The organism is Bradyrhizobium sp. NDS-1 (assembly GCF_032918005.1).
GTDB lineage: Bacteria > Pseudomonadota > Alphaproteobacteria > Rhizobiales > Xanthobacteraceae > Bradyrhizobium > Bradyrhizobium tunisiense.
Genome location: NZ_CP136628.1, coordinates 4,606,641 through 4,629,296 on the forward strand (window position 1 = coordinate 4,606,641; position 22,656 = coordinate 4,629,296).

Sequence of the window (22,656 nt, forward strand, 5' to 3'; positions counted from 1 at the left end):
CGCATGACGCGGCCGGACACCAAAAGCTGGAGAGAACCATGCGCAAGATCACCGTCATCGCCGCCACTGCCGCCTTGCTCGCCGCCACCACGACCGCTCATGCCGGTAGCCTCGGGCGTCCTTGCACTACGGCGCCACAGGCAAGTTGGCTGCCGCTCGAGCAATTGCAGGCCAAGATCGAAGCCCAGGGCTACAAGGTTCAGAAGGCCAAGCTCAAGAACGCCTGTGGCGAACTCTACACGATCGACAAGTCTGGCAGCCGGGTCGAATTGTTCGTCGACCCGACCAACGGCCAGATCATCGGTCAGCTGTAAAGAGCTGCACCATGAGCGCCATTCACGATACGGTTGAAGCCGGCGGCGCGAAGCCGCCGGCTTCAATCAGGGTCTGGGACCCTTTCGTGCGCGTATTCCATTGGTCGCTGGCCGGGCTGTTCCTGCTCGCTTATGGCACCGGTGACGAGATAGAAAATATCCATATCGCCGCCGGCTACACGATTGCCGGCTTGCTTGCGCTCCGGATCGTGTGGGGCTTCGTGGGACCGCGCCATGCGCGCTTCAGCGACTTCGTGCGCTCGCCGCGCACAGTGCTCGCGTATATGCGCGACGTGGCGCTACTCAGGGCGCCACGCTATCTCGGCCACAATCCAGCCGGCGGCATGATGGTCGTGACGCTGATCGTCACACTGATCGGCACCTGCACCACCGGTTACATGATGACGACCGCCAGCTTCTGGGGAGCGAAATGGGTGGAGGAGGTCCATGAGACCTTCGCCAACCTCACGATCGGCCTCGTGGTCGTCCATGTGCTTGGCGTCCTGGTGGCAAGCTTCGAGCACCGAGAGAGCCTGGCGAAGGCGATGATCACCGGCAGGAAGCGTCCATTGTGAGCGAGACTGCTTGGCCCAGCCGCCGCCTCACCGAGAGGGGCGAAGACAGCCGATTGAGGCAAATCAACTCACCCGCGCGCAACTGGAGTAAGCGAAACTTGAAATCGAGAAGCGTTTCGCTCGCCGGTGAGCGCGGGACATTCCTCATGCGGGTCCGCCACGGAAATCTCCGTCTCACCTCTTCCGGGGGCGCGCTCGCGCGTACCCTTCTTGCGATCGTATCGATTTTGTTGCCCTCGGTCTCGATGGCGCAGGACGAGGTCAAGCTCAGCGATGCGCAGGCGCGCAATCTCGGCGTCCGCGTGACCCATCCGGTCGCGAGCCGAACCGATCTAACGCTGCCCTATCCCGTCCAGATCGTGATCCCCACGCAGCAATTGCGGGTCGTCAGCGCGCCGGTAGCCGGCATGGTCGCCAATCTTCTGGTCGGACGCGGCGACCGCGTCTCGACCGGCCAGCCGCTGGTCACCCTGGAGAGTCCGAGCTTCGTCTCCCAGCAGCGCGACTATTTGCAGGCGATCGCGCAAGAGCACCTCGCCAGCCAGCAACTCAAGCGGAACGTCGATCTGTTCGAGGGCAAGGCCGTGCCGCAACGCGTGCTGGAGGCCAGCCAGGCCGAAGAGCGCCAAGCTGCTCTCGTCGTCGCCGAACGGCGTCAGATGCTGCACCTGAGCGGGATGTCCGACGATGCCATTTCCCGGCTGGCCAAGGAAGCGGCGATCAGCGCGACGCTCACGGTCAATGCGCCACAAACCGCGTCCGTGGTCGAGATCGCGGTGTCGCCAGGACAGCGGCTCGAACAATCCGCCCCGCTCGTCAAGCTGGCGCGGCTGTCGCCGCTATGGGCCGAAATCGCGGTTCCTGCCGCCAATATTCGAGCGATCCGCACCGGAGCGAAAGTCGAGATCGAAGGCTACGCCACCCCCGGCAAGGTCGTGCTGGTCTCTGAGACCATCGACACTGCCACCCAGACCATTCTGGTGCGCGCGGAAGTCCCCAACGACGGCGAGCTTCATCCCGGCCAGACCACCGCGGCCCGCATCGGCTTTCTCTCGGCGAGCGAAAGCGCCTGGGAGATTCCCTACAGCGGGCTGATACGGCGGGGCGAGCAGACGTCGGTCTTCGTCGCCTTCGACGGCGGCTTCCGCCTGGTTCCGGTCAAGCTGCTTGCGGAAGATCAGGACCACGTCGTGGTATCGGGCCCCATCGTGGACAAGGACGCGATCGCGATCGGCGGCATCTCGGCGCTTCGCGGCATTCTGTCGGGACTGGGGCAATAGATGCTCCGGCGCCTGGTTGCGTTCGCGTTGTCACAGCGGCTCTTCGTCCTGCTGGGCGTGCTGTTGGTGATCGGCGCCGGCGCCGTCCTCCTGCCCGGCCTGCCGATCGACGCCTTTCCTGATGTCTCGCCGGTGCAGGTAAAGATCATCATGAAGGCGCCGGGCCTCACCCCCGAAGAGGTCGAGCAGCGCATCACCGTCCCGGTCGAGCTCGAGCTGCTCGGATTGCCGAACAAGAAGGTGCTTCGTTCGACCACGAAATATGCGCTGGCCGACATCACCGTCGATTTCGAGGACGGCACCGACATCTACTGGGCGCGCAACCAGGTCTCGGAGCGGCTGTCGAACATCTCGCGCGATTTTCCGGACGGGGTGAGCGGAGGTCTTGCGCCGATCACGAGCCCCCTCGGCGAGATGTTCATGTTCACGATCGACAGTCCCGAGCTATCGCTGGCCGAGCGCCGGACCCTGCTCGATTGGGTGATCCGTCCCGCCCTGCGCACGGTCGCCGGCGTTGCCGACGTCAACGCCCTCGGCGGCTATGTCCGTGCCTTCGAGATCGTGCCGCGTAACGATGCGCTTGCCGCGCGTGGCATTTCCTACGACCTGTTTCGCCGGGCCATCGAGGCCAACAGCCGCAACGACGGCGCCGGGCGGGTGAACCAGGGCGAGGACAGCGCTCTGGTGCGCATCGAAGGCAGCATCCGTTCGATCGAGGACATCAAGGCCATCGTCGTCGACACCCGCGAGGGCGTGCCGATCCTGGTCAACGACGTCGCCACCGTCAAAGTCGGGACGCTGACGCGCTATGGCGCAGTCACGGCGGACGGCCGCGGCGAAACCGTCGAGGGGTTGGTTCTCGGCTTGCGCGGCGCCAACGCAGGTCAGCTCATTCGCGACGTACGTGCCCGGCTCGCCGGGCTGCAAGGCTCGCTGCCGAAGAGCGTTTCGATCAACGTGTTCTATGACCGCAGCCGCCTAGTCAACCGCGCCGTCGGCACCGTGGTGCGGGCCCTCGGCGAGGCCACCGCCCTCGTCATCGTTCTCCTGCTACTTTTCCTCGGCAATTGGCGGGCCTCGCTGGTGATCGCGCTCAGCCTGCCGCTCGCCATCGTCATCGCATTGATCATCATGCGCGTGGTGGGAATGTCGGCCAACCTGATGAGCCTCGGCGGACTTGCGATCGCGATCGGCATGCTGATCGACGCGCTGGTCGTCGTTGTCGAGAACATCGTCGGCAACCTCGGCAAGCACGAGCCGGGCACGGGTCTCCCGCTGACCCACTTGGTTTACCGTTCGGTTTGCGAAGTCCTGGAGCCGGTGGCCTCGGGCGTGCTCATCATCATCATCGTGTTCGTCCCCTTGCTGACGCTGCAGGGGTTGGAGGGCAAGCTCTTCATTCCCGTCGCGCTGGCCATCATTTTCGCGCTGGCCGCCTCGTTGCTGCTGGCGCTCACCGTGATCCCGGTCGCAACGTCCTTCGTGCTCAAGTCCGCCTCGCATCGCGATCCACTGCTGGTGCGTGCGGCCCAGCGGGTCTACGCGCCGGCATTGGACTGGGCCTTGAACAACGAGCGCAAGGTAATGGCTGCGGCGCTGATCGGCCTCGTCGCGGCGGGCTTCGCCTATACGAAGCTCGGCAAGACCTTCATGCCGACGATGGACGAAGGCGACGTCATCGTCAGCGTGGAGACGCTTCCGTCGGTCAACCTCGACGAGTCGCTTGCCATGAATGCAAGGCTCCAGACTGCGCTTCTGGCCCTACCTGATATCGCCGGCATCGTGGCCCGGACCGGATCGGACGAGCTCGGCCTCGATCCCATGGGCCCCAACCAGACCGACACGTTCCTCGTGCTCAAGCCGGCTGCCGAGAGGCAGACCGACAATCGCGAGGCCCTGCTGCAGAAGCTTCGCGAAGTCCTGATCGGCTTTCCCGGCATCTCGCTCAGCTTCACCCAGCCCATCGACATGCGCGTGCAGGAGATGATCAGCGGCGTGCGCGGCGATGTCGCCGTCAAGATATTTGGTCCCGACATCGCCAGGCTGAACGAAACCGCGGCGAAATTGTCGGCGATCCTGTCCAGCATCGACGGTGCCGAGGACGTTTACACCACACTGAACGAGGGCGCCCAGTATTATACCGTAGCGGTCAATCGCATGGAGGCCGGCCGCCTGGGCTTGACCGTGGATTCGATCGTCAATTCGCTCCGTACCCAGATCGAGGGCCGAACGATCGGCACAGCTCTTGAGGACGGACGCCGCACGCCGATTCTCGTCCGCGGCAGCGAGACGACGCGGGAAGCGCCGACGCTGCTGGCCAGCCTGCCGCTGACGCTCGGTTCCGGACAGCATGTCGCTCTGTCGCAGGTCGCCCGAATCCAGCGGGTGGATGGACCGGTGAAGATCGACCGCGAGGACGGCGCTCGCATGAGCGTGGTTCGCGCCAACATTCGCGGTCGCGACATGGTCGGCTTCGTCGAAGCCGCGCGGCAGAAGGTGGCGACCGAACTCCCGCTTCCGAACGGCTACCGGCTGACCTGGGGTGGACAGTTCGAGAACCAGCAACGCGCCGCGGCACGCCTGTCCGTCGTGGTCCCCGTCGCGATCGGCCTGATCTTCGTGCTGCTGTTCACCACCTTCGGTGCCATCCGTCAGGCGTTGCTGGTGCTCGTCAACATTCCCTTTGCCCTGATCGGCGGCGTCTTCGCCCTGGTCGTGACGGGTGAGTATCTGTCGGTGCCGGCCTCGGTCGGATTCATCGCGCTGCTCGGCATCGCCGTCCTCAATGGCGTCGTCCTGGTCTCCTATTTCAATCAGCTCCGCGCTCACGGCGTTAGCGAGGATCGTATCGTCGTCGAAGGCGCCATGCGCAGGCTGCGGCCGGTGCTGATGACTGCGAGCATCACGGCGCTTGGCTTGATCCCCCTGCTGTTCGCCTCCGGCCCCGGGTCCGAAGTGCAGCGTCCGCTCGCCATCGTCGTGATCGGAGGACTTCTGTCCTCCACCCTGCTCACGCTGATTCTGCTGCCGATCCTGTACCGCCGCTATGGCGGGACCTCGAAGGTGGCGAAATGATTGACCAGCCCGTCTGTCTCACGCTGATCGTACCGCATCAGCTCCGCGACGAGGTGTTCGACTATCTCGCCGAACAGAGCGATCTGGTTTCCGGATTCACGGCCTCCCAGGGAGCCGGTCACGGCGCCGACGTCCGATTGCATACGGCTGCCGAACGCGTGAAAGGCCATGCCGACCAGACCATCGTGCAGGTGGCGCTGGCAGGGAAAGACGCCAGCCGCCTGCTCGACCGCTTGCGGGTTTCGTTCGCCGGAACCAAGCTGGTCTATTGGACGATACCGGTGACGGAACTCGGCACGATCGACTGAGGAGCCTACTCCACCGACGACGCCCTGGCGTGCCGCTCAGACGATTGCAGTGCGGCGGCACTCAGGCTGCGGCGGCGCCAGATGGTGCCGACCACCAGCACGACGACGACGCCGAGCATCGCGCAGAGATATTCACCGCCGGCACCGCCATGGCCGAATGGCGGCGGGATGCGCAAGGCTCCGAGCATCGCGTCGAGTGAGGTTCCGAACGGACCGTCGAACAGCGTGTGGAGCTTCGGCGCGACGCCGGGATCGGTCGAGATCACCTCGCCGGCGACCCAGCCAAGCAGCGCCGCACCCGCCCAGACCAGCACCGGCAGCTTTTCGAGCAGCGCCATGATCAGCGCCGCACCGGCGACGATCAGCGGCACGCTGATGGCAAGGCCGAGGATCAGGAGCGGCACACTGCCATTGGCGGCCGCGGCCACCGCAATGACGTTGTCGAGACTCATGACGATGTCGGCGACCACGACGATCTGGATGGCATGCCATAGATGCGAGGCGGACTCGACGTCGTCCTCGTCCTCGTTTTCCGGCACCAGGAGCTTGGCCGCGATCACGATCAGTGCAAGTCCGCCGATCAGCTTGAGATACGGCAGCTCCATCAGGGAGGCGACGATGCCGGTGAAGATGATCCGCAGCGTCACGGCTGCGCCGGCACCGAAGATCATGCCCCACATCCGGTGTCGCGGCGAGAGGCCGCGGCACGCGAGCGCGATCACCAGCGCGTTGTCGCCGGAGAGCAGGATGTTGATCCAGATGATCTTGCCGACCGCGATCCAGAAGGTCGGTTCGGCCATCTCGTTGCGAAACTGGGTGAAGAATACCCCGATCGTAGCGGGATCGAAGATCTGCCAGAGCCAGCTCACAATACGTCCTTTCGCGCGTGTCGACCTAATTCATCGGCTGATGGATCAGCCGACGATCTCGTTGCCCGAGAAGAACTGCGCGATCTCGATCGCGGCGGTCTCCGGCGCATCCGAGCCGTGCGCGGAATTTTCGCCGATCGACTTGGCGTAGAGCTTGCGGATGGTGCCGTCGGCGGCCTTGGACGGATCGGTCGCGCCCATCACGTCACGATACTTGGCGACGGCGCCCTCGCCTTCCAGCACCTGGACCACGACCGGACCCGAGGTCATGAACTCGACGAGCTCGCCGAAGAACGGCCGCGCCTTGTGGACGGCATAGAAGGTCTCGGCCTGCTCCTTGGTCATGCGGATGCGCTTCTGTGCGACGATGCGCAGCCCCGCCTTTTCGATCACGGCATTGACGGCGCCGGTGAGGTTACGCGCGGTCGCGTCGGGCTTGATGATCGAGAAAGTGCGTTCGATGGCCATAATCTTGTCCCTGGAAAGAAGCGGTGGTTGTGGAGTTGCGGGGCTTATATCGGCGCCTTTGCGATCCGGCAAGCGACCGCCGGGACGACGTCACAGGCGTTCGCCGCAGGACAGGGCCGGCGATATCAGCATGGATTACAACAATTTCACCCAGATGAACCCATTCTGACACCCCCATTCAGGCTTTGGTTCAGCCCGCCGGCTTAAGCTCCTTCCATCGAAACCAAAGCCTGACCTGCAGGCGGACCGTTTCGGCGGCCTTTCCATCGACGCGGATAGCCCCCGCGCCGGCAGTTTTGAGGAGATCACGATGTTGAGGAAACTTTCGCTTGCCGCTGTCGCCGCGGTTGCGCTGGGCGCCGCGCTGGCACCGACCTCGGCTTCCGCCCATTGGCACGGTGGGGGCTGGCACGGCGGCGGCGGTGGCTGGCACCACGGCCACGGACACCGCTGGGGCGGACCGCGCTTCTATGCCGCCGGCCCCGTCTCCCACGGTTATGGCGGCTGCTACGTGCGCCGGCTGGTTCCGACCCCCTGGGGACCTCGCTGGCGGATGATCAACCGCTGCTACTGAGCCCGACAGCACCTTCCTAAAGTCCGACAGGTATCTGCGCCCCCACAGGTACCTTCCAAGAGGAGCCCCGGCGATCCCCCCGCCGGGGCTCCGCATTTTGGGCGGACATGGCGGGATTCATACAATTTTGACGAGAATGCCGGTGATCCCGAAGAATGGCGAAACCATTTTGGGGGTCAATGACTTGGTACCGTGATTGCTTTGAACACACGGAACCGCACGATGGCTGGGCCTTTTGCCAATGACAGCGAACAGATTGACCGGCGCACCAGCCGTTCGATTTGCGATGCCGTGGGCGAACGGCTCCAGCAGAGCCTGCGGCCCGAGCCCCGACTTCCCACACATCTCGAGCAGCTCCTGAACGAGCTGCAGCGGCGCGACCGCGACCCGCACTGAGCAGCGGGCCCGGAAAAACGGGTTGCGTTTGATCCCGCCTGCGGTGACAAGGCCGCATGCTGTCCATTACCGACCTCTCCATCCGCCTCGCCGGACGCCTTCTGATTGGCCAGAGTTCCGTGCAGATCACGCCCGGATCGCGCGTCGGCATGGTCGGACGCAACGGCACCGGCAAGTCGACGCTGTTCAAGGTGATCCGCGGTGAGCTCGCGGCCGAGCACGGCTCGGTGACCTTGCCGCCGCGTTGGCGAGTCGGCAGCCTCGCACAGGAAGCCCCGAACGGACCCGAAAGCCTGATCTCCGTCGTGCTCAAGGCCGATCTCGAGCGCGACGCGCTGCTCACCGAAGCCGAGAGCGCGACTGACCCGCACCGAATCGCCGAAATCCAGACCCGCCTCGTCGACATCGATGCGCATTCGGCGCCGAGCCGTGCCGCCGCGATCCTCTCCGGCCTCGGCTTCTCCGCCGCCGACCAGCTCCGCTCCTGCGCCGAATTCTCCGGCGGCTGGCGCATGCGCGTCGCGCTCGCCGCGACGCTGTTCGCGGCCCCCGATTTGCTGCTGCTCGACGAGCCCACCAACTATCTCGATCTCGAGGGCACGCTGTGGCTGGAGGATCACCTCGCCCATTATCCGCGCACGGTTATCGTGATCAGCCACGACCGCGACCTCTTGGAGAGTTCGGTCGACCAGATCCTGCATCTGGAGCGCGGCAAGCTCACGCTCTACAAGGGCACCTATTCCTCCTTCGAGGAGCAGCGCGCCGCCCGTGAGCTGCTCGACGCCAAGCAGGTCAAGCGCCAGGAAGCCGAACGCGCCCGCCTGCAGGCCTTCGTCGATCGCTTCAAGGCCAAGGCCTCGAAAGCCCGGCAGGCACAGTCCCGCGTCAAGATGCTGGAGCGGCTGAAGCCGATCACGGCGCTGGTCACCGAGGACGTGCGCGAGATCAGCTTCCCGGCGCCGGAGAAGATCCTGTCGCCGCCGATCATCGCGGTCGACGACGCCGCCGTCGGCTACGACCCGGCCAGCCCGGTGCTGAGCCGCGTCACGCTGCGCATCGACAATGACGATCGCATTGCGCTGTTAGGGGCCAACGGCAACGGCAAGTCGACCCTCGTCAAACTGCTCGCCGGAAGGCTGGCGCCGTTCTCGGGAAGAGTGACCCGCGCGGACAAGCTGTCGATCGCCTATTTCGCCCAGCACCAGCTCGACGAGCTCAACGAGGACGCCTCCGCCTACGACCACGTCCGCAAGCTGATGGGCGATGCGCCCGAAGCCAAGGTGCGGGCGCGCGCCGGCGCGATCGGCTTCTCCGGCAAGGCCGCCGACACCAAGGCCGGCAAATTGTCAGGCGGCGAGAAGGCGCGGCTGCTGCTCGGTCTCGCCACCTTCTTCGGCCCCAACATGATCATCCTGGACGAGCCGACCAACCATCTCGACATCGACAGCCGCGCCGCACTCGCGGAGGCCATCAATGAATTTCCCGGCGCCGTCATCATGGTCTCGCACGACCGCTATCTGATCGAGGCCTGCGCCGACCGGCTCTGGATCGTCGCCGACCGCACCGTCACCAATTACGACGGCGATCTCGACGAGTACCGCCGCCTGGTGCTGTCCGCGCGCAACGGCGAGCCCGCCCCGCGCGAGCGCAGCGCACCAGCCGAAAAGCCGCAGCGCGCGAGGTCGGACAATCGCGGAGGCTTGAAGAAGCGCATTGCGGAAGCCGAAGCCGAGATCGCCCGCGTCAGCGAGATCATCGCCAAGATCGACACCGCCCTCTCCCTGCCGGACATCTTCACCCGCGATCCCAAGCAGGCCGCACAGCTGTCGAAGGCCCGCGCGAATGCGGCTGACGCGTTGGCGCGCGCGGAGGAGCAGTGGCTTGAGGCCAGCACGCAGTTCGATGAGGCCACCGGGTAGCGGTCCGATCAAAATTCGGAAGAACAACCCCATGCACAGTACCGGTGTTTCAACACCGGCACCCAAGCACTTGAATTAGCTGGCCATCACCCTCCAGCCGACATCGCCCGGCCCGGCACTGGCGCGCCGGAAAGGCTCAATCCGCGTACTGCCCGGCCGCCTTGATGATCGGCGCCCAGCGGTCGATCTCACTCGTCAGCATCGCGCCGAGCGCCTCCGGCGTCGCCTTGTCCTTCGGGGCAGGCTCGGTGTTGATGTCGTTGAGCCGGGCGATCATGGTGGGATCCTGGAGTGCGGCCTGGAGCGCCGCCGTCAGCTTCTGAATGATCGCCGGCGGCGTGCCCTTCGGCGCATAGAGGCCGTGCCAGACGCCGAGTTCAAAGCCCTTGAGGCCTGCTTCGTCCGCTGTGGGCAGATCGGGCAAGCTCTTCAACCGCTCCTTGGTCGTCACCGCGTAGGCTTTGACCTGCTTGGCCGAGATCGGCCCGGTGGTGTTCGTCGCCTGGTCGCAGGTCAGATCGATCTGCTTGCCGAGCAGATCGTTCATGATCGGACCATTGCCCTTGTACGGCACCGTGGTGAGCTGCTTCTGGATCGCCGTCATGAACAGCATGCCGCACAGATGCGATGCCGCGCCTAACCCGGCATTGGCGTAGGTCAGCTTGTCGCCCTGCTGCTGGGCGTACGCGACCAGGTCCTTCAGCGTGTCGGCCGGAAAATCCGAACGCGCGATGATGGTCATCGGTGCGTTGGTCACGAGCCCGATCGGCGCAAAGGCCGTCTTCGTGTCATAGCTGAGATTGCGGTAGAGCGTCGCCGCGGTCGAGATGCCGACGTGATGGACCAGCAGCGTGTAGCCGTCCGGCTGGGCGCGCGCGGCGCGAGTCGTGCCAATCGTGCCGCCGGCGCCGGTCGCGTTCTCGACGATGACCTGCTGTCCGAGGGACTTCCCCATGCCAGCCGCGGTCAGGCGCGCGATGGTATCGGTCGGCCCGCCCGCGGCGAACGGCACCAGCACGGTGATGGGTCTCGTTGGGTAGTCCTGGGCAAAGGCCGCGCCGAACGGCAGAAACAGGGCCGATACGAGGGCAATGAACCGCATAGTTTCCTCCACGTTTTTTTGTAGCTCCATATGAGCGTATTCTCGGCCGCGGAGCCACCACGAAAGCGACTCGATCAGGAGTGTGGCGGCGTCGCGGCCTACGGTTCCCTCGAGACCAATTGGCTTGCGGATCGATACGGTATCGGCGAGTTTCGACCTCGCGGAGGGAATATGGATGCCGACCGAGCTTGAGCCAAGGCGAGATCAACTTGTCGGCCTGATCTACGATGCGGTGCTCGACGCTTCGCTCTGGAGCACCGCTCTGGAAGGCATCGCAGACATCACTCACAGCGCGGCCGCGCTTATCCACGGCTACAGCGTCGATCGCAGCGTTTACACGTTCCACGAGCTCGGGCGGATCGATCCCGAGTGCAAACGCCGCCACGAACTCTATCACGTCACCAATCCGTGGATGCGGTCGAACCGGTTTCCGGCGGGCCAGATAGTGCACACGGATGATCTGATCGAGCTGTCCCAGCTCAAGCGCACCGCCTTCTATGACGACGTGCTCCGGCCGCAGAACCTGGCGCACGGCCTGATCGTCAACGTGGTCAGCCGTCCGGAATTCCGTGTCTCGCTCAATGTCGAACGCAGCGAAGCGAGCGGACCGTTCAGCGAGCGAGACACCGCGATCTTGAGCTCGCTGCTGCCGCATTTGCGGCGTGCCAGCGAGCTGCGCTTGCGCATGCTCGACTATCAGGCGGCGGCACGGGCCGAACGCGACGCGCTCGACGCGTTGACGACAGGAATCATCACTTTCGATGCCAGCCAGCGGGTGCTGTTCGCCAATTCTGCTGCCCGGGCACAGGGCGAAGAGCTGTCGCTTCGAGTCCTCGCCGGCCGCGACCTGTCAGGCCCCTCAAGCGCCGTGAACGTCATCCGCGCGCTGTTCGCCGACGCGCTCCGCAGCGGCGCCGCAGGAACATGTCGACTGCCGCGGCCAGACGGCAGAGAAATCGGAATCACCATGACGCCGGTGCGAGGACGCGCGTTCGGTCACGCGTCACACCACAAGACGGGGAGTCCTGCGGCAGTGGCGCTCCTGGTCGATATCTCGCGTACCGGCGACGCCGCAAGCGCGTTGTTGGCCACCCGCCATGGCCTGACGGCGGCCGAATTGCGGGTCGTAACCGCGCTCGCGCAGAGCAGCGGCATGAAGACGGCTGCGGCCATGCTCGGCATCAGCCTCAACACGCTCAAATCCCATACCAAGCGGATATACGCCAAGGTCGGCGTTCGGGGACACGCCGGGCTGGTGCAGTCGATCGCCCAGATCACCCGGACGCTCGATCCGCCCGGTTGACGCTCGCACCCGAATACCCAGGCTGCGCCACCACCCGATGGGGTGACGACGAACGATCGAGCCGCGCAGACAATCGGCCGCCCACACCTGGAGACCCATCATGTTACGACGGCCAGCGCTCGTTCTGATCTCGCTTCTGTGGCTGGCGCAGCCGCTGCAGGCGGAGCCAATATACCCGCGATCGAACATTCGCATCGTGCTGGGCTTCAATGCCGGAAGTGCCCCCGACGTGGCCGCTCGAATCCTGGCCGAACGCTTCAGGGCCAAATGGGACAAGCCCGTCGTGGTCGAGAACATGCTGGGCGCGGGCGGCAACATCGCTGCGGACCATGTCGCCAAATCGGAGCCCGATGGCACCACGCTGCTGATGGCAGGCAATGCCGCGATCGTCATCAACCCGTCTCTTTACGCAAAACTGTCCTATGACCCCGCAAAGGATCTGGTCCCCGTCGCGCAGGTCACGGTTGCCCCGAACATCCTGGTCCTGAACAAGGACGTGCCGGCGACGAGCGTTCAGGATCTGGTCGATTTGGCGAGGCGCAGCCCGGGCACCCTCACCTTCGCCTCGGCCGGACTGGGCACCTCGACCCATCTGGCCGGCGAGCTGTTCCAGACCATGGCCGGAATCAAGCTGCAGCACGTGCCATATCGCGACAGCGCCGCGCTGTTGAGCGATCTCATGGCCGGCCGCGTCACGATGTTCTTCGGCAGCATCGCCTCGGTGCTGCCGCACGTCCGCGACGGTGGCCTGCGCGCTCTGGCGGTCACATCGCTGCAACGCTCGCCGGCCACGCCCGAGCTGCCGACGCTGGACGAGCTCGGCTTTCGTGGTTTCGATGCGATCGCCTGGTTCGGCCTGATGGCACCTGCGGGAACGCCGGCCTCGGTGATCGCGCTTCTGCACGATGAGGCGCAGCAGGCGGCGGCCGCACCGGCCGCGCGAGAGAAGTTCGCATCGCTCGGCATGGAATCGGTGACGCGCACGTCGGACGAATTCGCCAGCCAGATTCGGGCCGAAACGCCGAAATGGGCGGAACTGATCAGGCGGGTGGGCATCGCGCCGATTCAGTGACGGGCGCCCAACGCGTTGGCCGGCGGCATCGCTGGAAAGATTGACGATCGAGGGCACACCGATGCCGCGACCACATCGCATGCGGTGTCGCTGCGCGACCGTGCCACAAGCCGGCGCTACGTCTACCCCTCTGCCTCGCTCTCGAGCTTCGTTCGTAGGTCCGTGACGATGCGGTGAACGGTTTGCAGGTCCTTGACCGGAAGCCCCTCCGCAAGGCCGTTGACCCACGGCGCCTGCAAAACCATCGCGGCATCGAAAGCGCGCCGCCCCTTGTCAGTCAGGACGACAAGCTGCGCCCGGCGGTGATGCGGGTTGGCCTCGAAAGCAACGAGACCTTCCGCGTGCAGATCGTTGACGATCCGCTGCACGTTTTGGCGATTGGCACCGAGATCGCGCGCCAGCCAGGCCACCGGCTGGGGGCGCTCCGCGGCCACGATGGCGCCAAGAATCTGCCAGCGGGCGCTCGTGAGGCCGAGCCGGGTCACCAGGCGGTCCCCTGCGGTCAAGAGCAGGCTATTCAGCCGGAACAAGTCGAGCATGAGGTTCGTCAGGGCATCACCGGCCGGCGTTCGCAGGGATTTCGGCATCCGTCACCATAAACTCTTATTGACATCATGATGTCAAATTGCTACGTTCACATGGTACCACATTGACAACATAAAACCACTCTGAACGGAGCCGGCCATGGTGCAACTACGCCCACTGGACCCCAATTTTCCGATCGAATGTCAGCTTGGCATCGAAAGCAGACCTGCCGTTCTGGTGAACGTGTTCGCGCTCAACAAGGCCGACGAACAGAGCTTCCTCCAGATCTGGCAGGACGATGCCGCCTTCATGAAACGGCAGCCGGGCTTTATTGCCACCCAGCTTCACCGCGCGATCGGCGATAGCCCGACCTATCTGAACTACGCCGTCTGGGAATCGACTGCCCACTTCCGGGCTGCGTTCACGCACCCTGAGTTCAGATCGAAGATCTCAGCCTATCCCGCGTCCGCCGTCGCCTCTCCGCATCTCTTCCGAAAGGTCGCGGTGCCCGGCATCTGCGTCGCGTAGTTGGATTCGAAAACGGCAGGACTCGATGACCAGAATCATCCACCCATTGGCGGGCACGGTCGCGTTGACGATGATTGCGACCTTCTGGCTTTCCACTGCTCTGACCGAGCTATTTGCGACACAAGCGAGCGTGGCCATGGTCAAGACGGCCATACCCTGGGGCTTCCTGTTGCTGGTTCCAGCGCTCGCGGTGACGGGAGGTTCAGGGTTCTTCCTGGCAAAGGGGCGACGCGCTGGCCTGATCGGCGCAAAGATCAAGCGTATGCCGGTCATCGCCGGCAACGGCATCCTGGTTCTCATCCCCGCCGCGTTGTTTCTTGCCTCCAAGGCAAAGGCCGCGGAGTTCGACACCACATTCTACGTCGTACAGACTCTGGAATTGTTTGCCGGCGCGATGAACATCGTTCTCCTCGGCCTCAATATGCGTGACGGCTTCAAGATGAAGGGCCGTTTCCGCATTCGACAACCCGATCGCCTCAGCACCAAACCGTTGCTCTAACGGGGCGCCCGCGGGAGGGTCAGGGCTGGCGGATCTGCGGAGCAGCGCAACAGCTTCTACGATGCACGAAAAGCTGATCCACTGACGCAGGCAATTGCCGCTTACGCCTGCTTCTTCTTCGGCTTCCCTGCCCTCGGCACCGGCTGCGGATCGGGATTGCCCTCGATCGAGGACAGGCGGCCGGAGGTGAATGTATAGATGCCCGCACGCGGGCCGGTGGTCCAGGTCACCACGGCGACCCGCCGGCCGGCAGCATCGCTGGAGAGATTGACAGTCGACGGCGTGCCGACGCCGCGCACCACGTCGCATTCGGTGTGGCCGAGTGCGACCGTGCCGCCCATGGGCGCCGGTGCCGTCGACGATGCGTTGGCATCGGCTGGCCCGGGAGGCGGCGCCATGCCGGGACAGGCGCCGTCGGCGGTGACGAGATCCTCAGCTCCCACCGGCTTGTCGGGGGACAGCGGCGGCGACTCGATCGAGATGTTCTTGATGAAGAGGCGGCCGGGTTTCTGGAACCACTCGGCGTCCTTCGACAGCAGGTCGGTCCCGCCCGAACAGCCCGCGACCAGCGGTGCTACGGCAGCCAACGCAATGATGAGCGACTTGGGAAGCTTTTGATGTCGCACGATAAACCAAATTCCCCGCGTGAAGGACCAGCCCTAAGCAATTGTCCCAACATCACTTTGCGGCACGAAGGTGACAAAAGCCAGCATCGCACCAAAAGTGCAAATTATCATTAATTGCGATCGACGCTAATTCCGACGCTGCCACCGGCCCCGCTCGTCGGCCTGCCAATAGGTGACATCAAATCCCCGCGCCTTGCAATCCGTCCAGGTGCTGCGGGCGAGCGCGAGCGCATCCGGATCGTCGCCGTTGAACAGCAGCACCATGCGCGCATAGCCCTGCGCGTCCTCCGGCAACGCGGCATTGTCGACCAGGAAGCGGACATGGGCGCCGTTGGGATTGCCCTCCTCGATCGCCAGCACGATCGGCTGATCGGCGGCATCGCTCACGCGCCATGTCGCGTGCGGCAGGAAGGAATCGTCGCGATAGGTCCACAAATACGCGTCGAGCGCGTCGGCCCGTTCTTCCGAGGTCGACTGCACCACGACGCGCCAGCCGCGCTCGAGCGATTTCTCGAGAAGCGGCGGCAACACGTTCTCTACCGTCATGTTTTGCAGATGATAGAACAGGACTTCAGTCATCACGGGTCATTTGCGCTCGTAATGGTCGGCGACCAGACGGTCGAGCAGACGGACACCGTAGCCGCTGCCCCAGCTCTGGTTGATGTCGGTCTTCGGCGCGCCCATGGCGGTGCCGGCGATATCGAGATGGGCCCAGGGCGTGCCGTCGACGAAACGCTGCAGGAACTGCGCCGCGGTGATCGAGCCGCCGTGACGGCCGCCGGTGTTCTTCATGTCGGCGAACTGGGAATCGATCAGCTTGTCGTATTCGGGACCGAGCGGCATGCGCCAGACCTTGTCCCCGGTCTCGACGCCGGCCGTCAGCAGGCGTTCGGCAAGCTCGTCATTGTTGGAGAACATGCCGGCATGATCGGTGCCGAGCGCGACCACGATCGCGCCGGTCAGCGTCGCCAGATCCACCATGAATTTCGGCTTCACCTTCTTGGCGACGTACCAGAGCACGTCGGCCAGCACGAGGCGGCCTTCCGCGTCGGTGTTGATGATCTCGATGGTCTGGCCCGACATCGAGGTGACGATATCGCCCGGCCGCTGCGCGTTGCCGTCCGGCATGTTCTCGACGAGGCCAATGGCGCCGACCACGTTGGCCTTGGCCTTGCGCGCCGCCAGCGCGTGCATCAGGCCGACGACGCAGGCCGCTCCGCCCATGTCGCCCTTCATGTCCTCCATGCTGCCGGCCGGCTTGATCGAGATGCCGCCGGTGTCGAAGCAGACGCCCTTGCCAACGAAGGCGACCGGGGCCTCGCCTTTCTTGCCCCCGTCCCAGCGCATGATCACGGTGCGGCTCGGCCGCGCCGAGCCCTGGCCGACGCCGAGCAGCGCGCCCATGCCGAGCTTCTGCATCGCCTTGACGTCGAGCACCTCGACCTTGACGCCGAGCCTGCGAAGCTGACCGGCGCGGCGTGCGAATTCTTCCGGAAAGAGCACGTTCGGCGGCTCGTTGACGAGGTCGCGCGCGATGATCACGCCGTCGACGACGTGGCCGGCCGCGGCAAACGCCTTCTTCGCAGCGGCGGCATCGCCGACCGCAAGCGAGATGTCGGCGCGCGAGCCGCCCTCTTCGCCGTCCTTCTTCCTGGTCTTGTAACGGTCGAACTTGTAGGCGCGTAAGCGAAGGCCCGAGGCAATCGCAACCGCCTGCTCGCTCGTCATGGCGCCATCGGGCAGCTCCGCCATAATGGTCATGGTGGTCGTCCCGGTGGGAATCTTGCTCGCCGCCACACCGCCGAATTTGAGGAAATCGTTCGCCTTCAGGCCGGCTGCCTTGCCGGCGCCGATCACGAGCAAACGGGTGGCTTTCACCCCTTCCGGGGCCAGGATGTCCAGCGCGGTCCCGCTTTTGCCTTTGAAGGCAGCGGCGGTGGCCGCGCGCTTCACGAGTTCGACAGCGCCGCCCAGCGCCTTGGCCGTCGCCGGACCGACCTTCAAGCCGTCGTCGCAGAACACGACCAGGATGCCACGGGCGGCTGATGACAATGGGACGAAGCCGACCTTGATGGCATCGGACATGGGTAACTCCTTCATAAAACTGGGTCTTCTTGCCGTTATCGGCTCCGGCCGCGGCCGGACCTGAACGACGATTCACTGAGCCTTTCGCACTATGGGCCAGCGGCCCGGCAGATGCCAAGCACCCCCCGTGACCTCAAGGCCACAACCAGCGAAATATTAACCATATATTGAGGGTGCCACGGGCCAGCCATTTTGTTGACGGATCAAAGGGATGGTAGTGAGAGAGTAAGCAGGCGGAAGAGGCGCTGGCCGACCTTGGGGATCCCCTGATCGGGGATGGGTTGGACAGCGGAGTTTCGGCCGACATTGGGGCCTTGGTGGGATTCGTGCGGTAGCGCATGGGGTCGATCGATAAGTACATCTTCCGCACGACGCTGGCGTCGTTTGCGCTGATCCTGGTCAGCCTCACCGGCGTGATCTGGATTACGCAGGCGTTGCGCGGCATCGATCTGATGACGAGCCAGGGTCAGACCATCCTCACCTTCCTCGGCATCACCAGCCTCGTCGTGCCGGCCCTGGTCCTGATCATCTCGCCGATCGCGCTGATGATCGCGATCTCGCACACGCTCAACAAGCTCGCGACCGATTCCGAGATCATCGTGATGAATGCCGCCGGCTTCTCGCCGATCCGGCTGTTCCTTCCGTTCTTCTACGCCACCTGCGTGGTGTCACTGCTGGTCGCCTTCATCGCGGCCTATCTCGCCCCCGACGGCATGCGGCGGATCAAGCAGTGGGATGCCGAGATCACCGCGGACGTTCTCACCAACATCCTGCAGCCCGGCCGCTTCGCCCGGCTCGACGAGAACCTCACGATCCGGATTCGCGAACGCCAGCCCGGCGGCATCCTGTCCGGCATCTTCATCGACGACCGCCGCGACCCGAACGAGCGCGTCTCGATCGTCGCCGAACGCGGCGAGGTCGTGAAGAACGACACCGGCTCGTTCCTGGTGCTGGAGACCGGCAATCTCCAGCGCTTCGAGGCAGGCAAGCGCGATCCGGCGCTGGTGGCTTTCGGCCGCTACGGCTTCGACATGTCGAAATTCTCCAAGGGCCGCGACGTCACCCTCGGCATCCGCGAGCGCTATCTCTGGGAGTTGTTCTCGCCGTCAGAGAACGATCCCGTCTACAAGCAGATTCCCGGGCAGTTCCGCTCGGCCCTGCATGACAGCCTGCTCGCGCCGGTCTATCCCTTCGCCTTTGCGGTGCTGACCTTTGCGTTCCTCGGGGCACCGCGCACCACCCGCCAGAGCCGTAACTTCTCGATCGGCTCATCGATCATCGCGGTGTTCGGCCTGCGCATGGCGGGCTTTGCCTGTTCGGTGATGGCGGTGAAGTCGCCGAGCGCGGTGCTGCTGCAATACGCGATGGTTTTCGGCGCCATGGGCGCCGGGCTGTGGATGATCATCGGCGGCGTCGTCGTCGAGCCGCCCCCCGGCCTGATGGACGCCATCAACAGGTCGAACGCGCGCATCGCGCGGCTGTTCGGACGTCCGGCCACCGCATGAGCATGCTCACCAACACACTCGGGCGCTATTTCGCCGGCCGCTTCGTGGTCGCCGCGCTCGGCGTGTTCGCGAGCATTTTCCTGCTGCTGGTGCTGGTCGACTACATCGAGATGGTGCGCAAGACCTCTGGCCTGGCATCCGCCTCGGCGCTCATGGTGGCCGAGACCTCGCTGTTCCGGGTGCCGCAGCTGCTGGAGAAGCTGACGCCGTTCTGCATGCTGGTCGGCGCCATGACCTGCTACCTCGCCCTCTCCCGCCGGCTCGAGCTCGTGGTGGCGCGCGCCGCCGGCATTTCCGCATGGCAGTTCATCTCGCCGGCGCTCGGCAGTGCGCTCCTGATCGGAGTGATCGCTACCGTTGCCTACAATCCGATGTCGGCAAACTTGCGCGAAGCCTCCAAGCGCATGGAGGCCGAGCTGTTCGGCTCGGCGCCCGGCGGCGGCATCCAGGACGCCTCCGGCTTCTGGCTCAACCAGGTGACCAGCGACGGCCAGACCATCATCAATGCGGCGCGCAGCGAGCAGCAGGGCGTCCGGCTCACGGGGCTCACGCTGTTCCGGTTCGACCCGGAGCAGCACTTCAAGGAACGGGTCGAGGCGCGCGAGGCGACACTCGAGAGCGGCCGCTGGCTGTTCAAGGGCGTGCGCCGCTTCTCGCTGGACTCCCCGCCGGTCGATCAGGCCACCCTGGAGATTCCAACGACCCTGACCGAGGCGCAGGTCCGCAACAGCTTTTCCACCCCCGAGACTGTGTCCTTTTGGCAACTACCGAGCTACATCCGCTCTTCCGAGAGCTCAGGCTTCGCGACAGCCGGATACCGACTCCAGTATCAAAAGCTTCTGGCGCAGCCGTTTTTGCTGGCTGCAATGGTGATGCTCGCGGCCTCCGTGTCGTTGCGCTTCTTCCGGATGGGCGGCGTGCAAAAGATGGTTTTGAGTGGCGTGGGCGCAGGCTTTCTGCTCTACGTTCTGTCGAAAGTGACTGAAGACTTGAGCAAGGCTGAGTTGATGCATCCGATCGCTGCGGCGTGGTTGCCTGCAGTGGTGGGCGGCCTCACCGGCTTTTTGGCCTTGTTGTACCAGGAGGACGGTTAGTGACTGCCGTCCGTCGAGGACTCGTGTCTCGTTTGACGCGGCGCACCGTAGTGCGCGCGAACGGGAGCGGCTTGTCCATCCGCAGGCTGTTGCTCGCCGGCGTCACCGCGGCCTCGCTCGGCGGGCTGATCGATGTCGCCGCCATTGCGCCGGCGTCCGCCCAGAGCTTCACCTACAATCCGCTGCCGCCGCGTCCGAAGCCGCCCAAGGCTCCCAACGACAACCAGATGCTGGTGCAGGCGACCGAGGTCGATTACGACTACAACAATTCGCGCGTCTCGGCGGTCGGTAACGTCCAGCTGTTCTACAACGGCACCAGCGTCGAAGCCGACAGGGTCGTCTACGACCAGAAGACCAAGCGGCTGCATGCCGAAGGCAACATCCGCATGACGGATGCCGACGGCAAGATCACCTATGCCGAGATCATGGATCTCTCCGACGATTACCGCGACGGCTTCGTCGATTCGCTGCGCGTGGACACCGCCGACCAGACACGCATGGCCGCGAGCCGCGCCGACCGCTCCAGCGGCAACTACACGGTGTTCGAGAACGGCGTCTACACCGCCTGCGCGCCGTGCAAGGACGATCCGAAGAAGCCGCCGCTGTGGCAGGTCAAGGGTGCGCGCATCATCCACGACCAGCAGGAGAAGATGCTGTATTTCGAGACGGCGCAGATCGAGTTCTTCGGCGTGCCGCTCGCCTACATGCCCTATTTCTCGACGCCCGACCCGACCGTGAAGCGCAAGAGCGGCTTCCTGATGCCGGGTTACTTCCCGGGCACGACGAACACCGGCTTCGGTGCCGAGGTTCCCTATTATTGGGCGATCGCGCCCGACATGGACGCCACCTTCACCCCCCGCTTCATGTCGCGGCAGGGCGTGATGCTGCAGGGCGAATTCCGCCAGCGCCTGATCGACGGCGCCTACCAGATCCGCGCTTACGGCATCAACCAGCTCGATCCCGGAGCGTTCGCCGGACAGCCCGGCGACCGCGACTTCCGCGGCGCCGTCGACACCAAGGGTCAGTTCGCGCTGAACGACAAATGGGTCTGGGGCTGGGACGGCGTCCTGATGTCCGACTACTATTTCTTCTCGGACTACCGGCTCTACCAGTACCGCGATCCGCTCGGCTCGTTCCTGCTGCTGCCGACGGAAGCGCTGTCGCAGCTCTATCTGACCGGCGTCGGCAACCGCAGCTACTTCGATGCGCGCACGATGTACTGGCTGAGCTATTCGGGCAACCAGAGCCAGGTGCCGATCGTCTATCCGGTGATCGACTATTCCAACGTACTCAACTATCCGGTGTTCGGCGGCGAGTTCAGCTACAAGACCAATTTCGTGAACCTGTCGCGTGACGAGGCGGTGTTCGACCCGATCACGACGATCGCCAACACCAACAGTCTTTGCACCACGGCGTCGGCCGATCCGCTGGCCCGCACGCCGTCGCAGTGCCTGCTGCGCGGCTTCCCCGGCAGCTATACCCGTCTCACCGCTGAAGCGCAGTGGCGCAAATCGTTCACCGACCCGCTCGGCCAGATTTGGACGCCGTTCGCCAGCCTGCGCGCCGACGCGATCAACTCATCGGTCTCCAACCAGCCGGGCGTGTCGAACTATCTTCCCGTCGGCGACACCCAGGCGTTCCGCCTGATGCCGACCGTGGGCCTGGAATACCGCTATCCCTTCATCAACGTTCAGCCCTGGGGCTCGACCACCGTCGAGCCGATCGCGCAGATCATCATTCGCCCGAACGAGACCTATGCCGGCAGGCTCCCGAACGAGGATGCCCAGAGCATGGTGTTCGACGCCTCGAACCTGTTCAGCGTCGACAAGTTTTCCGGCTACGACCGCGTCGAGGGCGGCGGCCGCGCCAATGTCGGCGTGCAGTCCACCACGCAGTTCGACAGGGGCGGCGCCGTCAAGGCGCTGTTCGGCCAGTCCTACCAGCTGTTCGGCATGAACTCCTTCGCGGTCAATGACTCCATCAATACCGGTCTGGATTCCGGCCTGGACAAGCCGCGTTCCGATTACGTCGCGAGTGCGAGCTACTCACCCAACAGCACCTATACGTTCAGCGTCCGCTCCCGCATGGACGAGCAGACCTGGAACGTCCAGCGCTTCGAGGCGGAAGGCCGCGCCAATTTCAATCGCTGGTCCGTCTCCGTGCTGTACGGCAATTACGCGCAGCAGCCGGAACTCGGTTATCTGACCCGCCGCGAGGGCATCTTGACCTCGGGCTCGATCAAGCTCGCCACCAACTGGGTGGTATCGGGTTCGGCGCGGTGGGACCTCGAGGCCAACAAGATCAACCAGTATGTGCTCGGCGCCGGCTACGTCGACGATTGCTTCGTGCTGGCGGCGAACTACGTAACTTCGTATAGCTATTCCGCGGGCACCGCGCCGCCCGTGCTGAGCCATGCGTTCATGTTCCAGATCGGCCTGCGCACGCTGGCGACCTCGTCGACGTCCAGCAGTTCCGCCGGCCTCCAGTGAACGGTTTGAAGTGCCGGCCGCGCTTGCCCTCATCACAGGCTCGACGCGGT

22 protein-coding genes are annotated in these 22,656 nt (G+C 64.6%); 15 read left to right on the forward strand and 7 right to left on the reverse strand.

The window, feature by feature from the left end; genetic code table 11:
* Window positions 1-38: 38 nt before the first annotated feature.
* The 5 genes from RX330_RS21825 to RX330_RS21845 all read left to right on the forward strand — a co-directional run bounded on the left by RX330_RS21825 (window position 39) and on the right by RX330_RS21845 (window position 5,552).
* Window positions 39-314 carry a PepSY domain-containing protein gene (locus tag RX330_RS21825; protein ID WP_317239758.1) on the forward strand — a complete coding sequence of 92 codons (276 nt, stop codon included), beginning with the start codon at window positions 39-41 and terminating at the stop codon, window positions 312-314.
* An 11-nt stretch (window positions 315-325) separates the two neighbouring features.
* Window positions 326-889 carry a cytochrome b/b6 domain-containing protein gene (locus RX330_RS21830; RefSeq protein ID WP_212086168.1) on the forward strand — a complete coding sequence of 188 codons (564 nt, stop codon included), beginning with the start codon at window positions 326-328 and terminating at the stop codon, window positions 887-889.
* Window positions 890-1,035: 146 nt separating this feature from the next.
* A complete protein-coding gene (locus RX330_RS21835; RefSeq protein WP_317239759.1) occupies window positions 1,036-2,169 on the forward strand; it encodes an efflux RND transporter periplasmic adaptor subunit in 1,134 nt (377 codons plus the stop codon).
* Window positions 2,170-5,244 (forward strand): CusA/CzcA family heavy metal efflux RND transporter, encoded by a 3,075-nt coding sequence (locus tag RX330_RS21840; RefSeq protein ID WP_317239760.1) that lies wholly within the window; start codon window positions 2,170-2,172, stop codon window positions 5,242-5,244. It abuts the gene before it with no gap.
* Window positions 5,241-5,552 carry a DUF3240 family protein gene (locus RX330_RS21845; protein WP_317239761.1) on the forward strand — a complete coding sequence of 104 codons (312 nt, stop codon included), beginning with the start codon at window positions 5,241-5,243 and terminating at the stop codon, window positions 5,550-5,552. Before RX330_RS21840 ends, RX330_RS21845 begins: the two co-directional genes overlap by 4 nt.
* 5 nt (window positions 5,553-5,557) lie before the next feature.
* On the opposite strand, the gene RX330_RS21850 is transcribed toward RX330_RS21845, so the two are convergent.
* Together RX330_RS21850 and ndk are read right to left on the reverse strand one after the other, a co-directional pair.
* Window positions 5,558-6,421, reverse strand: a complete 864-nt coding sequence (locus RX330_RS21850; protein ID WP_317239762.1) for a TerC family protein — start codon at window positions 6,419-6,421, stop codon at window positions 5,558-5,560.
* A gap of 45 nt (window positions 6,422-6,466) precedes the next feature.
* On the reverse strand, window positions 6,467-6,889 hold the full coding sequence (gene ndk, locus RX330_RS21855) for a nucleoside-diphosphate kinase (RefSeq protein WP_018456271.1): 423 nt from the start codon (window positions 6,887-6,889) through the stop codon (window positions 6,467-6,469).
* Window positions 6,890-7,199: 310 nt separating this feature from the next.
* On the opposite strand from ndk, the gene RX330_RS21860 reads away from it, so the two are divergent.
* The 3 genes from RX330_RS21860 (at window position 7,200) to RX330_RS21870 (ending at window position 9,778) form a co-directional block, all read left to right on the forward strand.
* Window positions 7,200-7,463, forward strand: coding sequence for a sulfur globule protein precursor (locus RX330_RS21860; RefSeq protein WP_317239764.1), 264 nt, complete (start codon window positions 7,200-7,202; stop codon window positions 7,461-7,463).
* Between the two features lie 222 nt (window positions 7,464-7,685).
* Window positions 7,686-7,859 carry a hypothetical protein gene (locus tag RX330_RS21865; RefSeq protein ID WP_317239765.1) on the forward strand — a complete coding sequence of 58 codons (174 nt, stop codon included), beginning with the start codon at window positions 7,686-7,688 and terminating at the stop codon, window positions 7,857-7,859.
* Between the two features lie 56 nt (window positions 7,860-7,915).
* Window positions 7,916-9,778, forward strand: coding sequence for an ABC-F family ATP-binding cassette domain-containing protein (locus RX330_RS21870; protein WP_317239766.1), 1,863 nt, complete (start codon window positions 7,916-7,918; stop codon window positions 9,776-9,778).
* A gap of 136 nt (window positions 9,779-9,914) precedes the next feature.
* Here the strand turns inward: RX330_RS21870 and RX330_RS21875 are convergent, their stop codons facing one another.
* Entirely contained in the window at window positions 9,915-10,880 is a 966-nt protein-coding gene (locus RX330_RS21875) for a tripartite tricarboxylate transporter substrate-binding protein (RefSeq protein WP_317239767.1), read from the reverse strand.
* A gap of 175 nt (window positions 10,881-11,055) precedes the next feature.
* On the opposite strand from RX330_RS21875, the gene RX330_RS21880 reads away from it, so the two are divergent.
* Together RX330_RS21880 and RX330_RS21885 are read left to right on the forward strand one after the other, a co-directional pair.
* On the forward strand, window positions 11,056-12,183 hold the full coding sequence (locus RX330_RS21880; protein WP_317239768.1) for a helix-turn-helix transcriptional regulator: 1,128 nt from the start codon (window positions 11,056-11,058) through the stop codon (window positions 12,181-12,183).
* Window positions 12,184-12,283: 100 nt separating this feature from the next.
* Window positions 12,284-13,255, forward strand: a complete 972-nt coding sequence (locus tag RX330_RS21885; RefSeq protein WP_212086203.1) for a Bug family tripartite tricarboxylate transporter substrate binding protein — start codon at window positions 12,284-12,286, stop codon at window positions 13,253-13,255.
* Window positions 13,256-13,377: 122 nt separating this feature from the next.
* Here the strand turns inward: RX330_RS21885 and RX330_RS21890 are convergent, their stop codons facing one another.
* Window positions 13,378-13,842 (reverse strand): MarR family winged helix-turn-helix transcriptional regulator, encoded by a 465-nt coding sequence (locus RX330_RS21890; RefSeq protein WP_317239769.1) that lies wholly within the window; start codon window positions 13,840-13,842, stop codon window positions 13,378-13,380.
* Between the two features lie 97 nt (window positions 13,843-13,939).
* Here RX330_RS21890 and RX330_RS21895 point away from each other — a divergent pair, with 97 nt between their 5' ends.
* Both RX330_RS21895 and RX330_RS21900 read left to right on the forward strand, forming a co-directional pair.
* Window positions 13,940-14,308 carry an antibiotic biosynthesis monooxygenase family protein gene (locus RX330_RS21895; RefSeq protein WP_317239770.1) on the forward strand — a complete coding sequence of 123 codons (369 nt, stop codon included), beginning with the start codon at window positions 13,940-13,942 and terminating at the stop codon, window positions 14,306-14,308.
* Between the two features lie 25 nt (window positions 14,309-14,333).
* Complete coding sequence (locus tag RX330_RS21900) at window positions 14,334-14,807, forward strand: hypothetical protein (RefSeq protein WP_212086212.1); 474 nt, start codon at window positions 14,334-14,336, stop codon at window positions 14,805-14,807.
* Between the two features lie 101 nt (window positions 14,808-14,908).
* Here RX330_RS21900 and RX330_RS21905 read toward each other — a convergent pair whose 3' ends face one another.
* The 3 genes from RX330_RS21905 to RX330_RS21915 form a co-directional block, all read right to left on the reverse strand.
* On the reverse strand, window positions 14,909-15,394 hold the full coding sequence (locus RX330_RS21905; protein ID WP_317243947.1) for a hypothetical protein: 486 nt from the start codon (window positions 15,392-15,394) through the stop codon (window positions 14,909-14,911).
* Window positions 15,395-15,559: 165 nt separating this feature from the next.
* Window positions 15,560-16,012, reverse strand: coding sequence for a DNA polymerase III subunit chi (locus tag RX330_RS21910; protein WP_317239771.1), 453 nt, complete (start codon window positions 16,010-16,012; stop codon window positions 15,560-15,562).
* Window positions 16,013-16,018: 6 nt separating this feature from the next.
* Complete coding sequence (locus RX330_RS21915) at window positions 16,019-17,518, reverse strand: leucyl aminopeptidase (protein ID WP_212086218.1); 1,500 nt, start codon at window positions 17,516-17,518, stop codon at window positions 16,019-16,021.
* A gap of 338 nt (window positions 17,519-17,856) precedes the next feature.
* Here RX330_RS21915 and lptF point away from each other — a divergent pair, with 338 nt between their 5' ends.
* Genes lptF through RX330_RS21930 form a run of 3 tightly spaced genes read left to right on the forward strand, consistent with a single transcriptional unit; the run spans window position 17,857 to window position 22,606 of the window.
* Window positions 17,857-19,023: an LPS export ABC transporter permease LptF gene (gene lptF, locus RX330_RS21920; RefSeq protein ID WP_317239772.1), complete on the forward strand. Its 1,167-nt coding sequence runs from the start codon at window positions 17,857-17,859 to the stop codon at window positions 19,021-19,023.
* Window positions 19,020-20,117, forward strand: coding sequence for an LPS export ABC transporter permease LptG (gene lptG / locus RX330_RS21925; protein WP_212087315.1), 1,098 nt, complete (start codon window positions 19,020-19,022; stop codon window positions 20,115-20,117). The genes lptF and lptG overlap by 4 nt, the downstream gene beginning before the upstream one ends.
* Window positions 20,117-22,606, forward strand: a complete 2,490-nt coding sequence (locus RX330_RS21930; protein ID WP_317239773.1) for an LPS-assembly protein LptD — start codon at window positions 20,117-20,119, stop codon at window positions 22,604-22,606. The genes lptG and RX330_RS21930 overlap by 1 nt, the downstream gene beginning before the upstream one ends.
* Window positions 22,607-22,656: the final 50 nt, after the last annotated feature.

Excerpts from the sequence above, each read along its gene's own strand:
- RX330_RS21890 (WP_317239769.1), bottom strand. The coding sequence starts at position 13,842 with ATGCCGAAATCCCTGCGAACGCCGGCCGGTGATGCCCTGACGAACCTC.
- RX330_RS21915 (WP_212086218.1), bottom strand. The coding sequence starts at position 17,518 with ATGTCCGATGCCATCAAGGTCGGCTTCGTCCCATTGTCATCAGCCGCC.
- RX330_RS21840 (WP_317239760.1), top strand. The coding sequence starts at position 2,170 with ATGCTCCGGCGCCTGGTTGCGTTCGCGTTGTCACAGCGGCTCTTCGTC.
- lptF (WP_317239772.1), top strand. The coding sequence starts at position 17,857 with ATGGGGTCGATCGATAAGTACATCTTCCGCACGACGCTGGCGTCGTTT.
- ndk (WP_018456271.1), bottom strand. The coding sequence starts at position 6,889 with ATGGCCATCGAACGCACTTTCTCGATCATCAAGCCCGACGCGACCGCG.
- lptG (WP_212087315.1), top strand. The coding sequence starts at position 19,020 with ATGAGCATGCTCACCAACACACTCGGGCGCTATTTCGCCGGCCGCTTC.
- RX330_RS21860 (WP_317239764.1), top strand. The coding sequence starts at position 7,200 with ATGTTGAGGAAACTTTCGCTTGCCGCTGTCGCCGCGGTTGCGCTGGGC.
- RX330_RS21900 (WP_212086212.1), top strand. The coding sequence starts at position 14,334 with ATGACCAGAATCATCCACCCATTGGCGGGCACGGTCGCGTTGACGATG.
- RX330_RS21870 (WP_317239766.1), top strand. The coding sequence starts at position 7,916 with ATGCTGTCCATTACCGACCTCTCCATCCGCCTCGCCGGACGCCTTCTG.
- RX330_RS21835 (WP_317239759.1), top strand. The coding sequence starts at position 1,036 with ATGCGGGTCCGCCACGGAAATCTCCGTCTCACCTCTTCCGGGGGCGCG.
- RX330_RS21865 (WP_317239765.1), top strand. The coding sequence starts at position 7,686 with ATGGCTGGGCCTTTTGCCAATGACAGCGAACAGATTGACCGGCGCACC.
- RX330_RS21845 (WP_317239761.1), top strand. The coding sequence starts at position 5,241 with ATGATTGACCAGCCCGTCTGTCTCACGCTGATCGTACCGCATCAGCTC.
- RX330_RS21825 (WP_317239758.1), top strand. The coding sequence starts at position 39 with ATGCGCAAGATCACCGTCATCGCCGCCACTGCCGCCTTGCTCGCCGCC.
- RX330_RS21875 (WP_317239767.1), bottom strand. The coding sequence starts at position 10,880 with ATGCGGTTCATTGCCCTCGTATCGGCCCTGTTTCTGCCGTTCGGCGCG.
- RX330_RS21830 (WP_212086168.1), top strand. The coding sequence starts at position 326 with ATGAGCGCCATTCACGATACGGTTGAAGCCGGCGGCGCGAAGCCGCCG.
- RX330_RS21910 (WP_317239771.1), bottom strand. The coding sequence starts at position 16,012 with ATGACTGAAGTCCTGTTCTATCATCTGCAAAACATGACGGTAGAGAAC.
- RX330_RS21895 (WP_317239770.1), top strand. The coding sequence starts at position 13,940 with ATGGTGCAACTACGCCCACTGGACCCCAATTTTCCGATCGAATGTCAG.
- RX330_RS21885 (WP_212086203.1), top strand. The coding sequence starts at position 12,284 with ATGTTACGACGGCCAGCGCTCGTTCTGATCTCGCTTCTGTGGCTGGCG.
- RX330_RS21880 (WP_317239768.1), top strand. The coding sequence starts at position 11,056 with ATGCCGACCGAGCTTGAGCCAAGGCGAGATCAACTTGTCGGCCTGATC.